The sequence below is a fragment of the Candidatus Eremiobacterota bacterium genome, from assembly GCA_031082125.1.
GTDB lineage: Bacteria > Vulcanimicrobiota > CADAWZ01 > CADAWZ01 > Ess09-12 > Ess09-12.
The window spans coordinates 231126-249266 of the sequence record JAVHLM010000006.1; the positions used below are offsets into that span (position 1 = coordinate 231126).

21 protein-coding genes are annotated in these 18141 nt (G+C 56.5%); all 21 read right to left on the bottom strand.

Annotated features, from left to right (window positions below):
• Nucleotides 1–100 precede the first annotated feature (100 nt).
• On the bottom strand, nt 101–319 hold the full coding sequence (locus tag RDV48_09220) for a hypothetical protein (GenBank protein MDQ7822959.1): 219 nt from the start codon (nt 317–319) through the stop codon (nt 101–103).
• A 325-nt stretch (nt 320–644) separates the two neighbouring features.
• Entirely contained in the window at nt 645–917 is a 273-nt protein-coding gene (locus RDV48_09225) for a hypothetical protein (GenBank protein ID MDQ7822960.1), read from the bottom strand.
• Nucleotides 918–1043: 126 nt separating this feature from the next.
• Nucleotides 1044–3158 carry a flagellar biosynthesis protein FlhA gene (gene flhA, locus RDV48_09230; GenBank protein ID MDQ7822961.1) on the bottom strand — a complete coding sequence of 705 codons (2115 nt, stop codon included), beginning with the start codon at nt 3156–3158 and terminating at the stop codon, nt 1044–1046.
• A gap of 63 nt (nt 3159–3221) precedes the next feature.
• Nucleotides 3222–4334, bottom strand: a complete 1113-nt coding sequence (gene flhB / locus RDV48_09235; GenBank protein ID MDQ7822962.1) for a flagellar biosynthesis protein FlhB — start codon at nt 4332–4334, stop codon at nt 3222–3224.
• Between the two features lie 21 nt (nt 4335–4355).
• Nucleotides 4356–5141 (bottom strand): flagellar biosynthetic protein FliR, encoded by a 786-nt coding sequence (fliR, locus tag RDV48_09240; GenBank protein MDQ7822963.1) that lies wholly within the window; start codon nt 5139–5141, stop codon nt 4356–4358.
• Between the two features lie 28 nt (nt 5142–5169).
• On the bottom strand, nt 5170–5445 hold the full coding sequence (fliQ, locus tag RDV48_09245; protein ID MDQ7822964.1) for a flagellar biosynthesis protein FliQ: 276 nt from the start codon (nt 5443–5445) through the stop codon (nt 5170–5172).
• A 51-nt stretch (nt 5446–5496) separates the two neighbouring features.
• Nucleotides 5497–6288 (bottom strand): flagellar type III secretion system pore protein FliP, encoded by a 792-nt coding sequence (gene fliP, locus RDV48_09250; protein MDQ7822965.1) that lies wholly within the window; start codon nt 6286–6288, stop codon nt 5497–5499.
• A 17-nt stretch (nt 6289–6305) separates the two neighbouring features.
• Entirely contained in the window at nt 6306–6968 is a 663-nt protein-coding gene (locus RDV48_09255; GenBank protein ID MDQ7822966.1) for a flagellar biosynthetic protein FliO, read from the bottom strand.
• A 53-nt stretch (nt 6969–7021) separates the two neighbouring features.
• Nucleotides 7022–7357 (bottom strand): flagellar motor switch protein FliN, encoded by a 336-nt coding sequence (gene fliN / locus RDV48_09260; GenBank protein ID MDQ7822967.1) that lies wholly within the window; start codon nt 7355–7357, stop codon nt 7022–7024.
• Nucleotides 7350–8330 (bottom strand): FliM/FliN family flagellar motor switch protein, encoded by a 981-nt coding sequence (locus RDV48_09265; protein ID MDQ7822968.1) that lies wholly within the window; start codon nt 8328–8330, stop codon nt 7350–7352. Before RDV48_09265 ends, fliN begins: the two co-directional genes overlap by 8 nt.
• Nucleotides 8331–8436: 106 nt before the next feature.
• Complete coding sequence (locus RDV48_09270) at nt 8437–9261, bottom strand: flagellar hook basal-body protein (protein ID MDQ7822969.1); 825 nt, start codon at nt 9259–9261, stop codon at nt 8437–8439.
• A 215-nt stretch (nt 9262–9476) separates the two neighbouring features.
• Entirely contained in the window at nt 9477–10391 is a 915-nt protein-coding gene (locus RDV48_09275; GenBank protein ID MDQ7822970.1) for a flagellar hook-length control protein FliK, read from the bottom strand.
• Nucleotides 10392–10437: 46 nt separating this feature from the next.
• A complete protein-coding gene (locus RDV48_09280) occupies nt 10438–11064 on the bottom strand; it encodes a lytic transglycosylase domain-containing protein (protein ID MDQ7822971.1) in 627 nt (208 codons plus the stop codon).
• A 33-nt stretch (nt 11065–11097) separates the two neighbouring features.
• The gene (gene fliJ, locus RDV48_09285; GenBank protein ID MDQ7822972.1) at nt 11098–11553 is read right to left on the bottom strand and encodes a flagellar export protein FliJ; all 456 of its coding nucleotides are present in this window, start codon (nt 11551–11553) and stop codon (nt 11098–11100) included.
• Between the two features lie 19 nt (nt 11554–11572).
• The gene (fliI, locus tag RDV48_09290) at nt 11573–12907 is read right to left on the bottom strand and encodes a flagellar protein export ATPase FliI (GenBank protein ID MDQ7822973.1); all 1335 of its coding nucleotides are present in this window, start codon (nt 12905–12907) and stop codon (nt 11573–11575) included.
• The gene (locus tag RDV48_09295; GenBank protein MDQ7822974.1) at nt 12879–13826 is read right to left on the bottom strand and encodes a FliH/SctL family protein; all 948 of its coding nucleotides are present in this window, start codon (nt 13824–13826) and stop codon (nt 12879–12881) included. The genes fliI and RDV48_09295 overlap by 29 nt, the downstream gene beginning before the upstream one ends.
• 33 nt (nt 13827–13859) lie before the next feature.
• Nucleotides 13860–14852, bottom strand: a complete 993-nt coding sequence (gene fliG / locus RDV48_09300; GenBank protein MDQ7822975.1) for a flagellar motor switch protein FliG — start codon at nt 14850–14852, stop codon at nt 13860–13862.
• Nucleotides 14853–14858: 6 nt separating this feature from the next.
• The gene (gene fliF / locus RDV48_09305) at nt 14859–16517 is read right to left on the bottom strand and encodes a flagellar basal-body MS-ring/collar protein FliF (GenBank protein ID MDQ7822976.1); all 1659 of its coding nucleotides are present in this window, start codon (nt 16515–16517) and stop codon (nt 14859–14861) included.
• 60 nt (nt 16518–16577) lie between these two features.
• A complete protein-coding gene (locus RDV48_09310) occupies nt 16578–16904 on the bottom strand; it encodes a flagellar hook-basal body complex protein FliE (protein MDQ7822977.1) in 327 nt (108 codons plus the stop codon).
• Between the two features lie 29 nt (nt 16905–16933).
• Complete coding sequence (flgC, locus tag RDV48_09315; protein ID MDQ7822978.1) at nt 16934–17401, bottom strand: flagellar basal body rod protein FlgC; 468 nt, start codon at nt 17399–17401, stop codon at nt 16934–16936.
• Nucleotides 17402–17426: 25 nt separating this feature from the next.
• Nucleotides 17427–17828, bottom strand: coding sequence for a flagellar basal body rod protein FlgB (gene flgB, locus RDV48_09320; GenBank protein MDQ7822979.1), 402 nt, complete (start codon nt 17826–17828; stop codon nt 17427–17429).
• Nucleotides 17829–18141: the final 313 nt, after the last annotated feature.

Below are 18141 nucleotides of genomic sequence, written 5' to 3' on the forward strand. Positions count from 1 at the left end.
TCGGAACGATGACCGGGCGCACGTAAAAAAAGGCGCTTGATGGCGCCTTCGGTACAAATCAAAAGGGGCGTGTCGCCACGCCCCTTCGAGAGCCGACTTTTTAACCCTTTATGTATTCATCCCACTTGTTGAACATCTTGTCCTGCGTCTTGGCCCTGTTGAGCGTCACATCCTGCTGGATTTCATAGATCTTGGTCTGCGTATCCTGCAGAATCTTCCACTTGGTCCATTCATGCTTCTGCTTCTCAGCAGCCATCTGCATGGCGGTCTGCTCACCCTGCAGCGAGTCGGTCTGCTGCATCTGAGCCATGGTCATCATACTAGAGGATCCACCTCCGCCTACTCCTCCGAACATACGAGCACCTCCTGTAGGTTAGTATTTTTCTTATCTTTATTATGCCATTTCCTCTGAGAAATGTAAAGCGCCTTTTGTTAAAATCATGTTAAGATATCTTTAAAATAATGTTAACATCCATGCAGAGAAAGGATTTGTACCATGTGTTCGCGTCAAGAGAACACAAAAAACGGCAAAAACAGCGGGCCATGTACTCTGGAATCTACCGCGGCGCATCAGAGAAATAAAAAACTACAGGAAATATATGTCCTTTCCTGCAGTTCTTTATCGTCTTGCGAGAGAGGAAGCCTCAGAAGCCCTGTTCCGCTGCAGGAGCGCCGGCGACAAGCCCCATCTGCTGCAGATCGTGGTGTATCTTCTCGTTGTTCTCATACATGGTGATGATGGCGCCGTCGCGGGCAGCCGTTATCACCACTTCCAGGACCTCCATGAGGGTTTTCTGGGATACGCGGCCGTCCTCATCCCAGTTGATCTTCTCCTTGGACTTTTCCCAGACATCGAGGTACATCCTGTTGAACATGTAAATCATTTCCTCGGGAGTGAGACCAATATGTGTCTCCATGCTATCACCTCCGTAAAAAATACGCCCTCACCCTGGACATTACCCGATTTTCATAAAGAATTCTCTCTCTTCATCGCAATTCCTTTTTCTCTGCCATGAGATCCGGGAATTCCCGCAGAAAGGCCTCTAGCCGAGGGAGACCATACCCACGGAGTTCACATTCACCTTCGGAGCTATCTCGTTCCACGAGAGGACCACAAGGTTGGGGAAAGAGCGGTCCGTGAGCCTCTTGAGGGCAGGCCTGATCTGGGGAGCGCAGAGAATGATGGGCTGGAGGCCGCGCTCCTGGAGCTTGCCCACCTCCTGCCCGATGGACATCAGAATCTCCTGGCCCATGTTGGGATCGAGGGCCAGGAAGGAGCCCATCTCGGTGCGCTGGATCGACTGGGCGATAAGCTGCTCAATCTGGGGATCGAGGGTGATCACGTTGATGACCCCTTCATTGTTCATGTACTCCTTGCAGATGACGCGTGAGAGGGCCACGCGGACGCACTCGGTGAGCACCTCGGGGTCTTTGGACATGTGGACGTTGTCGGCCAGGGTCTCAAGGATGGTCACGAGGTCGCGGACCGAGACGCGCTCGCGCACGAGGTTCTGGAGGACCTTCTGCACCTCGCCGAGGGAGAGCTGATCAGGCACAAGCTCCTTGACGACGGCAGGGTGGGTCTTCTTGATGGTGTCCACCAGGGCCTGGACTTCCTGGCGGCCCAGGAGGTCTGATGCATGGGCCCTCACCACCTCGGTGAGCTGCGTGGCGATCACCGACACGGGGTCGAAGATCATGCACCCCAGGCGCTCGGCGTCTCCGCGCTGCTCGGGAGAGATCCACACGCCGGGCATTCCGTAGGTGGGATCGACCGTCTTCGTGCCTCTCAGGTTCTTCAGCTTGTCCTCGGGGCCGATGGCCAGGAACTGGTTCACCATGACCTCGCCGGTGGCCACCTCGATCTCCTTGATCTTCACCACGTAGGCATTGGGCTTGAGCTGCAGGTTGTCCCTGAAGCGGACGCCGGGCACGACTATGCCGAGCTCGAGAGCCACGTGGCGGCGGATGGAGGTGACGCGCTCCAGAAGCTTTGCGCCCTGGTTGGGATCAACGAGGGAGAGGAGGCCGCGGCCCACCTCCAGCGAGATGGGATCAACCTGCATGAGCTGCACGACGCTCTCGGGCTTCTTGGTGGCCTCCTTCTTGCTCTCCTGCTGCACCTGCGCCGTCTGGATCTCCACCTTCTTGTTGCCCTTCTCAATATATCTGGCAAGGATATAAAGCACCACGGCGAGTATGAAAAAGGGAATCTGGGGCAGGGCGAAAAGGCCGACCATGCCCAGAAACCCCAGGATGGCCATGAAGACCGCGGCGATGTTGAGGGCCTTGGGCTGCGCCGTGACCTGTTTCACGACATCCTCACCGAGGTTCGCTTCCGAGGCGGCGCGGGAGACGACCATACCCATTGAAGTGGACATCAGGAAGGCGGGAAGGGTGGTCACCAGGCCGTTTCCTATGGAGAGGATGGCATAGGTGCTCACGGCGTCACCGGCCTTCATGTGCTTCTGCACCACGCCGATGAGGAGGCCTCCGACGATGTTCACGATCATGATCACCACGGCCGCCATGGCATCACCTTTCACAAACTTGCCGGCGCCATCCATGGCCCCGTAGAAATCCGCTTCCTTTTCAATCTCCTTGCGCCTTTTCTTGGCTCCCTCGGCATCGATGAGGCCCGAGTGAAGATCGGCGTCGATGGCCATCTGCTTGCCCGGCATGGCGTCGAGGGTGAACCTCGCGGCCACCTGGGCGATACGCTCGGCGCCGCTTGTGATAACCATGAACTGGATGATGATGAGAATGATGAACATGATGAAGCCCACGACAAGGTTGCCTCCCACGACGACCTGCCCGAAGGCGGGAATCACTTCACCGGCACCGATAGGCACCCCCTCGGCATTTTTCACATCACCATGGAGAAGGATCATACGGGTGGCTGACACGTCAAGCGCCAGGCGATACAGGGTGGCCACAAGAAGCATCGTGGGAAAGACGGCAAATTCCAGGGGGTTTGCAATGTAAATGGAGATAAGGATGATGATGACGGAGAAACAGACATTGATCACCAGGAGAATGTCCAGGATTTCCGCAGGCAGGGGAATGATGAGCATCATCACGATGCCCACGACGACAACGGCGATGCCGATATCGGAATGCTTGATGAGTTTCATGCCTGGCGCATCAGTTAATCCCATAAGGCTTCTTCCTCCTGTGGTCCAGCTTTGTAGAGAGAGCTTTTTCTCACTATGGCGGTGCCGCTAGCCTGCACGCCTCGATGCCCTGCGGGCCATCTTCTTCTTCATCTCGCGCTTCTTCTTGAGCTTGAACACGTATGCCAGCACCTCGGCCGTCGCCTTGTAAAGCTCGGGGGGGATGCCCGAGCCCACCTCGCAGGCGCCGAAAAGGGCTCTCGCAAGCTCCACGTTCTCTACGATGGGTATCTCGTTTTCCTCTGCAATCACCTTGATCTGCACGGCAATGAGGCGCTCGCCCTTTGCCACCACGACGGGCGCCTTGTCCTCGCCCTGGCGGTACCTTACCGCCACTGCAAGGTGGGTGGGGTTGGTAATCACCGCCGAGGCGCCGGCGGCATCACCCATCATCCTTCCCATGGAGGCCTGGCGCATGAGCTGCTTCATCTTGCCCTTGACCTGGGGGTTTCCTTCAGTGTCCTTATACTCGTCCTTGAGCTCCTGGATGGACATCTTCATCTGCTTCATGAACTGCTGCCGCTGGATAATGTAGTCGATGATGGAGAGGGCCGTCATGCCCACGAGGACGTTCATGATGATGCGCTTCACGACAGACTTCAGGAACGTGGTGGTCTGGTAGATATCCCACTGGATGGCCATCGAGAGGTTCATGATCTCCGATTTCACAATCTTGTAGACTATATAGCCGATAACGACCAGCTTCGCTATCTGTTTGAACATCTCGATGAGACTCTTTACGGAGAATATCTTCTTGAAGCCCTCGATGGGGCTTATCTTTGAGAGCTTGGGCTGGAGGGGCTCGGTGGAGAAAATGAACTTGACCTGCGCGAGGTTCCCGAAGATGGCCACTACAAAGGCGGCGGCGAAGAGAGGGGTCAGGTTCTTGAAGAAGACGATAAGGAGCTGCAGGCCGTCGGCGAAATTGTTCCTCTCGTTGATGGGATTCTGAGGGATCGTGGGGATAATGCTCCAGACCCATCTCATATAATCGCCGAGGGACCAGAAAAGCTTGGCGCCCATGGAGCCAAGGATCGCTGCCGTCACCAGCAGAAGCAGGGTGGAAGTGATGTCCTGGCTCTTAAAAACCTGGCCCTTTTTCTTTGCCTCCTGAAGCTTGTGCTCAGTCGGCTCTTCAGTTTTATCACTGTCTTCGCCCATGAGATCTCCCCCTTTATGGGATCATTTTGGCACCATGACCTTCACGGTATTCATGACCCACTCGTTGTCCATCATGAAGAAAATCTGGTACGTCTTGATAAGGATATAGAGCGACGCGCATATGAGCGTAAGCCCTACGGCGATGTTGAGCGGGAAGGAGAGCATGAAGACGTTCATCTGGGGCGCCACGCGGGCCAGGAGGCCCAGGCCTATCTGGGTGATGAAAAGGGCCGCGAGCGACGGCGCCGCTATCTGTATCCCAAGGTAGAAAATCTGCCCCGTCATCTTCACGAGCTGCGTTATCAGATCCCTGCTGAAGTTGCACCCCGTGACGGGCACGAGCTCAAAGCTCTTGAACATGGCCCTTATCAGAAAGTGGTGGCCGTCAAGGCAGAGATAGATGATCATGGCAAGGTAGAACTTCATGCGGCGCATCATGTTCACCGAGCTTCCGCTTGCAGGGTCAAAGCTCGCTGCCACCGAGAGACCCATCTGCGTATCCAGCAGCTCGCCGCCGAACTGGGCGGCAGCCATTATCATGAAGGAGGCGAAGCCTATGACAATCCCCACGACAAGCTGCGTGACCAGCATGAGCATGAAGGGGAAGACGTTGAAATCAAAGTACTCGGGCACCGGGAGCTCCGGGAACACGATGATGGTCATGGCGGCGGCGGCGGCGACAAGCACCTTCTTGTCAAAGTGATGGCTGCCCCAGATGGGCGCCTGCACGAAGAAGCCGACGAACCTCACCAGGGCGAAGAGCCAGAGGGCGAAGAGCGTTAATATTTCCCGTGTAGATGAATCCATCTCCACCACCCGACAGTATTTTGTAGAGCTACTGATTATTTATAATGGCGGGAAACCCGCTGAAAATCTCAATGGCAAAGGACGAAATCATTGACGATATCCACGTGGCGCATATCACCACGGCCGCGAAGGTGGCGACAATCTTGGGTACAAAGGAGATGGTCTGCTCCTGGATCTGCGTCGTCGCCTGCAGGATGCTGATTACAAGGCCCGTCCCGAGGGCGGCCAGAAGCATAGGCGCCGAGAGGAGCAGCGTGAGATAAAGGGCTCTGCTCGTGATGTGAAGCACAAAATCTTCGGTCATCCCATCCCTCCTTGCTGCAGAAGTGGCAGCTCCTGCTTTCATGATACACTTTTATTTGAAACTTCGCAATAACCCTTCCACTACGAGATCCCACCCATCGATGAGCACGAAGAGCAGCAGCTTGAATGGCATACTGATGGACATGGGCGAGAGCATGAACATACCCATGGCCATGAGGATGCATGACACTACCATATCCACGACAAGAAAGGGCAGGTAGATGAGAAAGCCAATCTCAAAGGAGGTCTTGATCTCTGAGAGCACAAAGGCGGGGATAAGGACCCAGAGAGGCGTGGCCTCCTTGTTCTTGAGCTTCTTGATGCGCGCCATCTTCACGAAAAGCACAAGGTCCTTGTCCCGGCAGTTGCGGAGCATGAATTTCTTCAAGGGTGTTGACGCCTTGTCTATGAACTCATTCCAGCTTATCTCCTTCTTGCTGAAGGGCTTGACGGCCTTCTCGTTGATCTCCTGGCCCACAGGCGCCATGATATAGAAGGTGATGAAAAGGGCAAGACCCATGAGGACCTGCGTGGGAGGCACCTGCTGCGTTCCCATTGCCGTCCTCAGGAAGGAGAGCACCATGGTCACCCTGATAAAAGACGTGGTCATCACAAGAATGTAAGGCGCAAGCGAAAGGAGCGTCATAAGGAGGAGCATCTGGAAAGGAAGTATCATTGAGTCGGGGTCGGTGGTCTTGGCGGACCCGATGGTGATGTCGGGGAGCTTTATCTCGGGCATGGGGGCTCCTTGAGCCTCCTGGGCTTTCACCATGAGAAAGCCGGCCATGAGGCACAGGGAGATTCCAAGGAGAAGCCTGCTCCTTGTGGTTCTGTTACCAGCCATTGCCTTCACCTCGCATTCTAAGACGCCTCTTCCTTGTTTTTCTTGTCAAGCATCAGCTTGTTGAGAAAGGAAAGAGCCGGGGGGAGCACAAAATTCCCCGCGGGCGGCTGCGCCGCGTCCCTTTCGATCTCCTTCTGCCGCTCACTCACCATTGACGGCTCCAGGTCCGTCAGGTATTCCACCTGGTTATCGGTGACGGCGATGAGCACGAACTTGCCCGCCACATCCACAAGGTAAAGGGCCTTCTGGGGCTGCAGCAGGTGGCGCTCCACCACCTTGATCATCTTTGTCTGGATCCCTATCGAGGGGATAGATATTCTTCTCATGGAAACAAGGCGCAGAAAGAGATAGATGACGATGCTCACGACGACGAGGGCGAAAATGGTGAGCCCTATCCTGTGGTAGAAGCTTCCCTGGATCTCCCTGTCGCGGGGTGTCCCTTTCTCGGCCTCGTCGAGCCAGTTCACTTCGGTTGCCTCTCCGGAGGGAGTCGCATGGGGCGAGGAGGGCTCTGCGGAGGGAGTCTCCGGCGAGGCTGCCGGGAGCGATGATACGGGAGCCTGGGGTGAGGGACCGGCCGCTTCCTGCGTCGGCGATGAGGCGAGGGCAAAGGTAAAGGAAAGCAGCACCAGGGCCACTGCAACAGCCCAGTGGAGGACAAAGGCGCGATGGCTCATCATCTGGCTCTTCAAGGCACCTCACACTTCATTGGAATAGGCAGGGAACGCTCCTGCTACCGGTTAAGGATCTCGGTGATCCTCACGCCGAAGTTTCCGTCAATCTCAACGACCTCGCCGCGGGCAATCATCTTGTTATTGACAAGGACATCGACAGGCTCGCCCGCCTCCTTTTCAAGCTCTATCACCGAGTTGACGCCGAGCTTCAGGATCTCCTTCACGAGCATCTTGGTTCTGCCCAGCTCGGCCTGCACCACGAGAGGCACATCCTTGAGGAGGTCGATGCTGCTCGGTGCCCCGCCCGGGGCGCCCCCTCCCTCAATCTGCCCGAACTGCACTGACCGCACTGTCGGCTGGCCGCCGTTTTTCCCATATACGCCCTCGCTACTCAAATTCTTCATCTCCTTCGCCAACAACTTTGGTTATCTGCACTGACATCCTGTTGTCCTTCGTGCCGGGACGGCCAAGAAACTTTGTTTTCTCGTTGATCTTCACCTTGAGGGGCGAAGTGACCTCCACGTCGAGCTTGATGCAGTCCCCCACCTCCAGGTAGAGGAGATCCTGGAACATGAGCTCGGCCTTTCCGAGTTCCACTACGACGGGGACTTTCGCCGCCTCGATTCCCCGGGCGAAGATGGGTGTCACCGAGGGGGAGGAAGCCTGCGTCGTGGTGGTGGGCTTGGATATAAGGAACTCATCAAAGCTGGAACGGGGAATGCTGTCCTTGAGGTGGCGGAAGGGGACGCAGAGATCGATGGCCCCCCTTGCCTGGGCGATATAGGCCTGGAAGCTGATCACCACCATCATTTCGCTGGGCGTCACGATATGGACTGCCATGGGGTTAAAGTCCATCTCCAGGAACTGCGGGATAAACTCCCTCACATCCTTCCATGCTGCCGTGTAGCCCTCGAGTATCTTGGAGATAGGCTTCAGTATCACCGCCTTTTCAAGGTCAGTAAAGGAGCGCACCTCCTCGAGGGGGACGCCTCTTCCCCCCATGAGCCTGTCTAAAAGGGCAAAGCTCAGGGAGAAATCAAGGCACAGGAGTCCCCGTGTCTCAGGATCTATCCTGAACACGTAAATCGCCGTCGGATCGGGCAGGGAATTGATAAAGGACTGGTAATTTCTCTGCCTGACACTTACAAGCTCAACCTGGACACGGGCCTGAAGGAGCGTGCCCAGGTGAATCATCATGTTTTCCGCAAAGGTTCCAAATATCTGCTTGGCAAACCGCTCCTGGTCATTGGTGAGCTTCTCACCTTTTTTAAAATCGTAACGGTCTGCCTTCCCGTACTGCCCTGGCCTGGAGGCCCCCCCTGTGGCGCGCATGACGTCATCAAAGGAGGCCGGATCCTTGTCTCGCAAGAGGCGTTCCTCCTCTCGGCCGCATGGGACCGTATCTCGCTTTTATCGTGCTATTATACCACAGTTTGTCCCATTTGTCCATTGAGAGAAAAGAAGCGCCGACCCCTTATTTCACAAGCTGGATGGCCTGTTCCAGCAGTTTGTCCATCGCCCTGAAAGCGGCGAAATTGGCGTTGTAATTGATCTTGGCCATACCGATCGCCGCTGCCTGCTGGGCATAATCCACATTGGCAAGCTCGACGCTGTTCGGTACCACCTGTCCCAGGGCTCCCTGGCCCGACACGCCCTGCACGGCCTTGCCGGAGGTCTCCGACTCGGAGAAGGTGGTGGTGCCGGAGCGGGTAAGGCCCGAAGGGTTGGCGAAGCTTGAGAGGGCCATCTGGTAGATGGGCACTGTCTCCTTCACCTGCTGGCCCGTGACGGGATCGCTGATGGTGCGCTCGCCGTACATCTTGCCCGAGCTGTCAAAGCTGAAGTTGTCGTACTGGCCCATGAACTTCTGCGTGGCGGGGTCAAGGCTCATGTCGATGTCGGTGAGGCCGCCCGAGATATTCCCCTGGGCATCGAGCTTGAAGGCTTTCGCTTTCATTCCTGAAGCCTCGTGGACAAGCTTGCCCTCTGCCGAGGGCACGAAGCGGCCGTCGCGGCTGAAATGGGTGTTCACGCCGTCAGACAGGTTGAAGAAACCGCTCCCGTTGATGGCGAGGTCATACATGCGGCCTGTCTGGGAGATGGCGCCCTGGGTAAAGATGATGCTGTTCTGTTTCTTCTTGGCCTTGCCCGAGCTCCCGGTGGATCCCATCAGATCGTTGAAATTGACGGCCTCGGCCTTGAAGCCGGGGGTGAACTGGTTCTGCAGATTGTTGAAATAGGTATTCATCATCTGCTGGTTGTTCATGATATTGCTGGCCTGGTTGTTCATGTCAAACATGGTATGCTCCTCCTTCTGAAGTCATGCTTTTTTCTCTGCCGCGGGGCTGCCATCCCCGTTTCACCCCCTTGTGAATTCCGTTATCATCAAATATTTCTTTTCGTTTTCCTCTCTTTTGCGACTGAAATCGCTCAGTGGTGCCATTTTTATTGTATCAGTCCCATATTGCCAAAATGTTAACACTTTGTATCCAGATTGTAAACTCTCACTCCCTCTCAGGAAAGCTCTTCCACGAGATTGATCTTCACTTTCCCCACCTTGATCCCGTTCTTTTCGAGGGCCCCCGTGAGCTCCTCCTGGGACTCCTCGAGGGCCTGGCGCACGAGCTTGGACTCGGTGTGAAACTCCGCCGAGACCTTCTCGCCGTCAAGCGAGAGCTTGAGCCTGAGAGCGCCCAGGAACTGGGGGTTCATCTTGATGGTGAGCTCTGTCCTGTTCCCTATATTCCTGAGCTCGACATGCTCGATGATCTGCTTTATCACCTCTTCGCGCTTCACGCTCCGCTCGGCGGCATCTGATTCCTCCGTTTTCGCGGCAACCCCGGTGCCGGCCTCAGTGGCCTCTCTCGGGCCCTCCTGAGTGACAGGGGCTCCTGGAGCGCCCGTCTTTGCCCCCTCGCGGGAAACCTTCCCCTTTTCCTTCACAAGGGTGTCAAGGAATTTCTCCACCTCGCCCCTGGAGCCCTTGGAGGCAAGGGAGGCGCGGTCCGAGGGGGAGAGGTCATCCATCTTCATATGCCGGGAGGACATCAGGCTGCTGAACTCGTCGGCTGCCATCCCCTTGGGCAGCCCCTCGGAAGAGAGGCCCATGGCACTCTTCTGGGAGAGCGAGAGGGTCGAGCGGTCCGTTGACGCCAGGTGGTAGAGGGCCTCCTTCGAAGCGGAGAGCTTCCCCGCTTTCCCCTGGGCTTTTTTCAGCTCCTCGCTGGCATCGGCCTTCTCCTTCTCGCGCTTGTCGGAATATATCTCCTCCTGCGAGGGCTCCTTGACGTCGCGGTCAATCTTCTGCGTGCGCTCCTCGAGAAGCTGCGAGAAAAGCTCCACGTCCTCGTCGGTTCCCCCGTCACGGGTCTTGCCTTTGGCCTCCCGCGCCTTTGTATTGTGGATTGAGCCGATCATGTTGTTATCCATCGCCGTTCCTCCTCATCTTTTGAATGGGCTTCATGCGTGAAGGCCCTTAGCTCTTCTTCTTATACTCCCCGTACATGGAGAGAATGTTCTCGACATAATGCTGCGTCTCCTGGAAGGGAGGCACGCCGCCGTAGTGGTCAACATTCCCCGGCCCCGCGTTGTAAGCGGCGAGCGCCTTGGTCGTATTGCCGTCATAACGGTCCAGCAGCTGCTTCAGGTACTTGACACCGCCGAAGACGTTCTCCCTCGCGTCCATCGCATTGGCGACGCCCAGATCCTTCGCCGTCTCGGGCATGAGCTGCATGAGCCCCATGGCACCCGCCTTGGAGCGTACGCCAGGGTTGAAGCCCGACTCCTGGCGGATGACGGCCCTTATGAGGTCCTCATCGACGCCAAACTGCGAGGAAGCGTCCTTCACGATGCCTTCAAAATCCTTCTCGGAGCCGCTGTAAGGCGCCTGTGAAGGCCCGGTGCACCCGGCAGTACCCCCCATCTTTGAGGCCAGGATCTGCTCAAAAGTGAGCGTTGAGGGGGGATTCAGGCAGGGCGGCCCTCCCTGGAGATTCCCCACGCCTCCCAGGTTCGGCACGGAGTTCAGGTTCATGGTGCCGAAATGGGACTGAATTGCCTGCATCCTCAGATTGATCGATGACATCCGTTCATAGATTGACATAGTCATCCTCCTTTCTAGGTGACACGCTCATCTTCATATCTTCTCACGGGCAAATTTTATCGTCGCAAGCTCGTCAATGAGCTTTTTCTCCTCGTATTCCTCCTCGTCGGTGAAGACCTGCTGCTGCTTTTCCTTGAGCTTCTCATATATCTTCTTCTCCTGCGTGGCCTTGATGAGGGCCTGGCGCTGCTCCTCGACCTTGATGGCAATCTCCCTCAGGCGGAGCTGCTGGTTGATGATGTCGTTCTTGAGCTTCTCGATGGTGTAAGCGTACATCTGGAGCTCCGTCACGTCGATTCCCCCCGTGCCCTGCTTCTCCTTGAATTCCAGTATTCTCTGCTGCCTTGTGTGCTGGAGGTGCTGGAGGACCTGCTCCTCACGGGCCTGGAGCTGCACGAGGTCGGCGAGCTTTTTCTTTTCCTCGTCCTCCATTTTCACCTTGATCTCCAGCACGCTCTGGAGCTTGAACCTGAACCTTTTTCTCCCCATATCTGAGAGATCTCCTCCTTTACTCCACGCCCATCAGGTGCTTCATCGTGTTGATGGTGTCTTCGTAATTCGCAGGCTCATCAACTCCCTGCTTCAGGAACGCATACACCCTGTCTATCATGGCTTTTGCGTAGTCCACCTTGGGATTTGAGCCGTCCTTGTAAGCGCCGATATTGATGAGATCCTCATTATCCTTGTAAGTGGAAAGCACATCGCGGAGCCTCCCCGCCGCTTCCCGGTGATCCTTCTTCGCAACGGCCGTGAAAAGACGGGATACGCTCTGCAGCACGTCAATGGCGGGATATCTGTTCTCATGGGCAATTTTCCTGGAGAGCACGATGTGGCCGTCCAGGATGGAGCGCACCGTGTCGGCGATGGGCTCATTCATGTCGTCGCCTTCGACGAGGACCGTGTAGATTGCCGTAATGGACCCGTCCTTCGAGGTGCCTGTCCGCTCAAGGAGCTTCGGCAGGAGGGCAAACACCGAGGGCGTGTAGCCCTTCGTGGCGGGAGGCTCGCCGATTGCGAGACCGACCTCGCGCTGCGCCATGGCAAAGCGTGTCACGGAGTCCATCATCAGCATCACGTCGCGCCCTTTGTCGCGGAAATACTCGGCTACGGTGGTCCCCACGAAGGCTCCCTTCATACGGACAAGTGCCGGCAGGTCTGAAGTGGCCACCACGACGACGGAGCGCGCGAGGCCCTTCTCACCCAGGTCTTTCTCAATAAAGTCGCGGAGCTCTCTTCCGCGCTCACCCACAAGGGCGAGCACGTTGATATCGGCGGTGGTGTTTCTTGCAATCATGCCGAGGGTTGTGGACTTTCCCACGCCGGAGCCTGCAAAGATACCGACACGCTGGCCCTTGCCGAAGGTGAGAAGTGAGTCAATGGCCCTCACTCCCAGGGAGAGAGGGTCTTTGATAGAGGGTCTCGTGAAGGGATTTGGCGGGTTGTTGTAGATTGAGTACTCCTCTTCATACTCAATGGGCCCCTTACTGTCGATGGGGTTCCCCAGGCCGTCCAGAATGCGCCCCAGGAGCTTGGGTCCCACCTTGACGGTGAGGGAGCGCCCCGTGGCCCTCACCTCGCAGCCGGGGCCGATGCCGGCCATGTCGTCGATGGGCATCAGAAGGACCTTATTGGCCTTGAATCCCACCACTTCAGACCTTACCGGGTCAAGAGTCCCCTTTTTGAAAATATGGCAGAGCTCACCGACCTGCACCTGGGGCCCCTCTGACTCGATGGTGAGGCCGATGACCTGCGTCACCTTCCCGTGCATCTTCACGAGGGGCGTCGTGTCGAGCGCATTGTAATAAGGCGCGAAATCAATTTTGAACTGGTCCAGCTGCTGCATCGTTCTTGTCCTTTTCCACCTTTTCAAAGGCAAGCTCAAGGGTATGGATCTGCGTGACAATCCTTGCATCGGCGTTCCCCAGGTTGGTCTCGATGATGCAGCCGCCGCGGTCCACGCCGGGATCGACGATTATGTCAAGGGTCTTCAGGCCTTCCACCATGCAGGCAAAGATGTCTTTCTTGCCCTTGGCGTACTCGTAATCCTCCTGGTTCACCTTGATAATCACTTCGTCACGCTGCTTCACCGTCTCGAGGGCAGCCCGGATCATGCTCACCACGATCTCGGGGTCTGTCTCAAGCTGCAACTTGATGATCTTCTCGGCTATCCTTATGGCGAGCTTGGCCACTTCGGGCTCAATGGAGCGAAGGAGAAGCTCACGCTCCTTCATGGCCTGCTCCAGGACATTCTTTGCCTCCCTGATGAGGTTGCTCATCTCCTCGCGCCCCGCTTCAAAGCCGTCTTCCTTCCCCTTCTGGAGGCCGTCGCGCTCGGCCTGCGAGAAGGCCGACTGGCTGTAAAGCTTTGTCTCCTCGATGAGCTTCTTTGCCTCAGCACGGGCCTTCTTGATGATCTCCTCGGCCTTTTTCTCGGCCTCCTCGATGATGATCTTATCCATCTGGGGCTGGGGCGGAGGCGGCGGGGGAGGCTCCACGGGTGCCTCCTCGATAAGGGGCGTGGCTTCCTCGTCCTTGACAGGCTCCCTGGCCTTCTGCGGCGCCTGGGGCTGGGCAACGGCGGGCTTGGGCTCCTCGATGCCGGCAGGCGATGCTGAAGAAGCGTCATCGGCAACGCCGGGGGGAGTAAAGGTTGAGTAAGTCCCTCCCTTGAGAATGCCTGATTTCGCTGGGGATAAGCCGGAAGGGGGGGCCTTGTCGGCGGCTCCCTCGGTGGTTATCTTGTGTTGCTTGATAAGACCCACCTGGTTCACCTCATCGCATTGTACCTCAAAAAGCTAGCGGAATTTCACCTTGCCGAGGGTCACAAGCCCCCGCAGGATATTGCGGATCTGCTGCTGCGCCGCCTTGATTTCCTCCCAGGGCACCGAGCCCAGGGAATCCACGTCGTCGCGGAGGGCCTTGGACACTTCCGGCGTCATGCAGTTATATATCCTTTCTGAAAGCTCCCTGTTGGCACCCTTGAGGGCCAGCACAAGATCCCTTATATCGGTGAGGCGGAGGACCTGCTGGAGCGAGTTGTCGTCTATGTTGTTGAGATCCTCGAAATCGCAGAGCTTGTTTTTAATGTCGCTCGCAAGGTGCGGGCTCTTCTTGGTGAGGCCCGTGATGATCTTCTCCTCGGTGGAGCGGTCAGACTGGCTCAGGATCTCCACGAGGGCCTCTTTCCCGTCAGCATCACCGAAGGCCTCTCCCTCCACGATGGAGTAGAGGCGGCTCTCCAGCACCTTCTCCACCTCCTGGATCACTTCAGGGGCGATCCTCCCTATCTCGGCAAGCCGCCGCGCCACCTCGGTCTGCATGTGGGAAGGAAGCTCCGAGATGACGGCAGAGGCCTGGGACGCCTGCAGATGGGAGAGCACAAGGGCAATGGTCTGGGGATGCTCTTTCCTCACAAGGGCAAGCAGCTGCCTGGGGTCCACGTTCCTGAGAAAATCCAGAGGACGCTGCCTTGCTCCCCCCCTCGTGTCCCTCGTGGTGAATCCACCACCGACACGCCTTGTAGCCGCGGCAGGCACTGCCTGGGTGGGGAAACTTCCCATCTGGGCCGCCTGCTCGCGAAGACCCGGTATGTCAGAGGTGGTGAGGAACTCCTCAATCACCTTCGCCCGCATATCCTGCGATATCTGGGGGAGCTTCGATATCTCGAGGCTTATTGCCTGAACTTCTTCCGGACCGAACTCCTTAAAAATCTGCGCCGATACATCTGGAGGCAGGGAGACAAGAAGTATTGCCGCCTTTTGTTTTGCCGAAAGACTGGAGGTGGTAATCGACTATCACCTCTCTTTTTCAGCAAGCCACGTGCTCTTGAGGAGCTCCGCTACCTTGGTGGGCTTCTCCTTGGCAAGTTTCTCCAGCTGCTCCGTCGTGTTGATCTTGGTGTCGGGCGGGGCCGTCGAGCGTCCCACCTTGTCGCTTATGAGATCGGAAATATCGCTGGCGGTGGCACCGGGGCCCGTGGCAAGGATAAGCTTGGACTTCTCCACCTGCACACTTCTCTGACGAAGCATATAGACAAGCACGGGGATAAGAAGGAGCACCATGAATCCGCCCGTGATATAGGGCAGATAAGCAGCGTTTACCGGGCTTGGCGCCTTGGATGCCGCAACGGGGCGGGCCATCATCTCCTGGCGGATGTCATCAAATATGGCATGGTTGAAAGGAAGGCTTGCCACCGTCACGGAGTCTCCGCGGGCATCGTCGATGCCGATGGCGTCCTTCACGACCTGCTGAATTTTTGCCACCTGCTCGGGCTTGAGGTTGTCAACCATCACGCTCGCCGTGATCCTCTCGACCCTTCCGGGAGGCGTGACGGTCCTCTTCTTCACCTGATCCGCCTTGTAGATGACGGTCTTGTCAACTTTCTTGTAATTGGCGCCGTCGCCGCCGCCTGTGGTGCCCTTGAAAGCCATCTGGGTGCCGCCGGTGGCCTTGTCACCAGGCGATGAAGTGAAGAGTTCGGTGTCAATCTTCTCCTTTTCCTTCACGACGCCCGAGGTGTTGCCGGGGCCGCCTACCTTGTAGGTCTCCGTCTCACTCGAGGAGAAGTCGAGGGTGGCGTTCACGACGACCTTTGCCTTGTTGGGGCCGAGGGTGTCATCAAGAAGGCCCTGGACCTTGCGCTGGAGCGTCTGCTCGAAGGCCACCTTCTTGTCCTGCTGCTGGGAGGTCATCACGGCGGGATCGGAGTCATTGCCGGCAATGGTGGGGTTCTCGTTCAGGATGAAGCCCTTGGTGTCAACGACCTTCACGTTCTTGGGATCAAGCCCCTCGACAGAGAAGGCCACGAGATGGACAATGCCCTTTATCTGGCTTGTGGTGAGCCGCGCGCCGGGCTGGAGCCTCACCATCACCGCGGCGGTGGTCTGCTTGTTCTCGTCGCCGAAGTAATCCTTGTTGGGCTTCACGATCTTGACATACGAATCGGCCACGCCCTCGATCTGGCGTATGGACTCGGTGAGATCGGCCTCAAGAGTCATCTGGCGGTCATACTCTTTGTCGGCAGCCGTTTTGGGTGTCATGCCTCCCTCTTCGGGTGTCTTGAGAGGGCGGAGCGGCAGGCCGTAGCTTGCAAGCTGCATCTTGGCCTTGTTCCTTATTCCGGGGGGGACGAGGATCTCGACGCCGCCCTCGGCAACGGAGTAATCTATTCCCATCTCGGTGAGCTTCATGGTAATCTGCTTCACGTCGGTGGGCGACAGCTTTGTCTCGTAAAGGGGCACGAAGGCCGAGGCCTTGCTGTACACCGAGAACGAGATAACACCCACCACGATCAGCACGATTGCCACAATGCCTATGATCTTCTGCTGCGGGGTAAGCTTGTTCAGGATATCCATCGCTTTTTGAAGAGGCGAGCCGCCGGGGCCTCCCGGGCGCGCGCCAGTGGGAAGGGGAGCGGAACCCGTCTTAAGCCCTGTCTGTATTCCCGTCGCCATATGAAGCACCTCTCTTTCAGATATTCGCCTTTATCGGGCGGTCTGCTTTCCTGTTTCTCTTTACATCTGCATCTGGAACAAGGTCGTCGTTGCAGAAGAAAGCTTTGCCGCTATCTGTGTCGTAAGCTTGAGCATTATCTCGGCTTTCATGCCGGCCACTGACAGCTTGTGTATGCTTCCCAGGTCGCCGGTGGCCACCTTGTCGCCAAGGTCCTTGGCCTTATTGAGTGTCGCGTTTGCCGTATTCATGTAATTGGCGAAAAGGTTCTCGAACTTGGAGCCTTCCTCTTCCTTTGCGAAAAGTGATTTTCCGACCTGCATCCCCGTTGACATGGGAGACATGCTGGCGGTGTTTATGGGGGCTATTCCTTCAAAAGGAACGGACATCTCTCTCTCCTCCCTTCACGATAGAATGGTTATCCCTTACCCATCTGGAGTGCTTTCATCGCCATTGATTTTGCCGACTCTATGATGGTGGAGTTGGCCTCAAAGGCCCTCGTGGCCTTCATCATTTCCGTCATCTCCGTGATGATGTTGATATTGGGCATGGCTATGTAGCCTTTGTACTTCCCTTCCTTGATCGCGTCGGGATGGCTCGGGTCGTAGACGTACCTGAGGCCGTTCTCAGAGGCGTCCACCTGGAATCCTGCCACCTCGACACCGGAAGCCGGCGCGGTGGGCTCGTCATCGCCAAGGCCGCAGGGAAGAGTGAACTCGGGGGCATCCTTGGGCGTAATCACTGCCATCTTTCTCAGATAGGGAGTCCCGTCCTTGGTCTTGGTGGTGTTCACGTTCGCAATGTTGTCCGAGATGAGATCGAGCTTGAAGCGCTCTGCAGACATCCCGGTGGCGGCAACATCCATCGCCTTGAAAAGATTATCCATGGGGTCTTCCTCCTCTCCTTGTCACTTAACGGCCGAAGTTCTCTATGATGTACTTGAAGCCGGAATACCTTCCTGAAGCCTGCGACGTGAGGGCTTCGAATATCACGCCGTTCTTCGCGAGATCGACCATCTCCTGGTTGATGTCCACCGAGGAGCCGCTCTTCATCACTGCGGGCTGCACCTTACTCTCATCGGTGGGCATTCCCTTCACCCCCAGGTCGTCGTCGGAGAAGTCGCAGACCACCTGGAAGCCGTCCTTGTCTTCCTTGGCAGTCATACACTTCTTGAGCTCGTCCTCAAAGCAGACCTTTGAGGGAGCAAAGCCCGGGGTGTTGACGTTTGAAATGTTGTTCGCAATGACCTGCTGCCTCAAGGCGGCTACATCCATTGCTTTCTCAAAATGCGGGGTGATATTCAAAATATCCATCTGTTTCTTACCCTCCCTATAAGAGAATATCCCTTATATGATAAGGATTTCCTGATTCAATCATACTTAACGGATATTACAGTTTTATTAGCAAAATGTTAACAATGTGTTAACTTTTGATCCATTTCGATAATCTTTGTAACAAATTTTTCATATTTCACGGCATTTCCGGGCCTTGGCCCCTTTACTTTTCAAAATGACGTCGTGATATATTCCATAGAAGCCTGCGGGGCTTTCGCTGTGTTTGCCAGGGACTCCGGCACTCCGCGGCGATCATGCCAAGCAGGTGAAGAGACAGCATGTCCAGAACTAT

Bases quoted from the DNA above. Each gene is read 5' to 3' on its own strand.
- flgB (MDQ7822979.1), bottom strand. From the start codon at position 17,828: ATGGATATTTTGAATATCACCCCGCATTTTGAGAAAGCAATGGATGTA.
- fliQ (MDQ7822964.1), bottom strand. From the start codon at position 5,445: ATGACCGAAGATTTTGTGCTTCACATCACGAGCAGAGCCCTTTATCTC.
- flhA (MDQ7822961.1), bottom strand. From the start codon at position 3,158: ATGGGATTAACTGATGCGCCAGGCATGAAACTCATCAAGCATTCCGAT.
- fliF (MDQ7822976.1), bottom strand. From the start codon at position 16,517: ATGGCGACGGGAATACAGACAGGGCTTAAGACGGGTTCCGCTCCCCTT.
- fliI (MDQ7822973.1), bottom strand. From the start codon at position 12,907: ATGCAGCAGCTGGACCAGTTCAAAATTGATTTCGCGCCTTATTACAAT.
- RDV48_09280 (MDQ7822971.1), bottom strand. From the start codon at position 11,064: ATGTCAATCTATGAACGGATGTCATCGATCAATCTGAGGATGCAGGCA.
- RDV48_09220 (MDQ7822959.1), bottom strand. From the start codon at position 319: ATGATGACCATGGCTCAGATGCAGCAGACCGACTCGCTGCAGGGTGAG.
- RDV48_09255 (MDQ7822966.1), bottom strand. From the start codon at position 6,968: ATGATGAGCCATCGCGCCTTTGTCCTCCACTGGGCTGTTGCAGTGGCC.
- RDV48_09310 (MDQ7822977.1), bottom strand. From the start codon at position 16,904: ATGTCCGTTCCTTTTGAAGGAATAGCCCCCATAAACACCGCCAGCATG.
- fliJ (MDQ7822972.1), bottom strand. From the start codon at position 11,553: ATGGGGAGAAAAAGGTTCAGGTTCAAGCTCCAGAGCGTGCTGGAGATC.
- RDV48_09270 (MDQ7822969.1), bottom strand. From the start codon at position 9,261: ATGTTTGACATGAACAACCAGGCCAGCAATATCATGAACAACCAGCAG.
- flhB (MDQ7822962.1), bottom strand. From the start codon at position 4,334: ATGGGCGAAGACAGTGATAAAACTGAAGAGCCGACTGAGCACAAGCTT.
- RDV48_09275 (MDQ7822970.1), bottom strand. From the start codon at position 10,391: ATGGATAACAACATGATCGGCTCAATCCACAATACAAAGGCGCGGGAG.
- flgC (MDQ7822978.1), bottom strand. From the start codon at position 17,401: ATGGATAATCTTTTCAAGGCGATGGATGTTGCCGCCACCGGGATGTCT.
- fliP (MDQ7822965.1), bottom strand. From the start codon at position 6,288: ATGGCTGGTAACAGAACCACAAGGAGCAGGCTTCTCCTTGGAATCTCC.
- RDV48_09225 (MDQ7822960.1), bottom strand. From the start codon at position 917: ATGGAGACACATATTGGTCTCACTCCCGAGGAAATGATTTACATGTTC.
- fliR (MDQ7822963.1), bottom strand. From the start codon at position 5,141: ATGGATTCATCTACACGGGAAATATTAACGCTCTTCGCCCTCTGGCTC.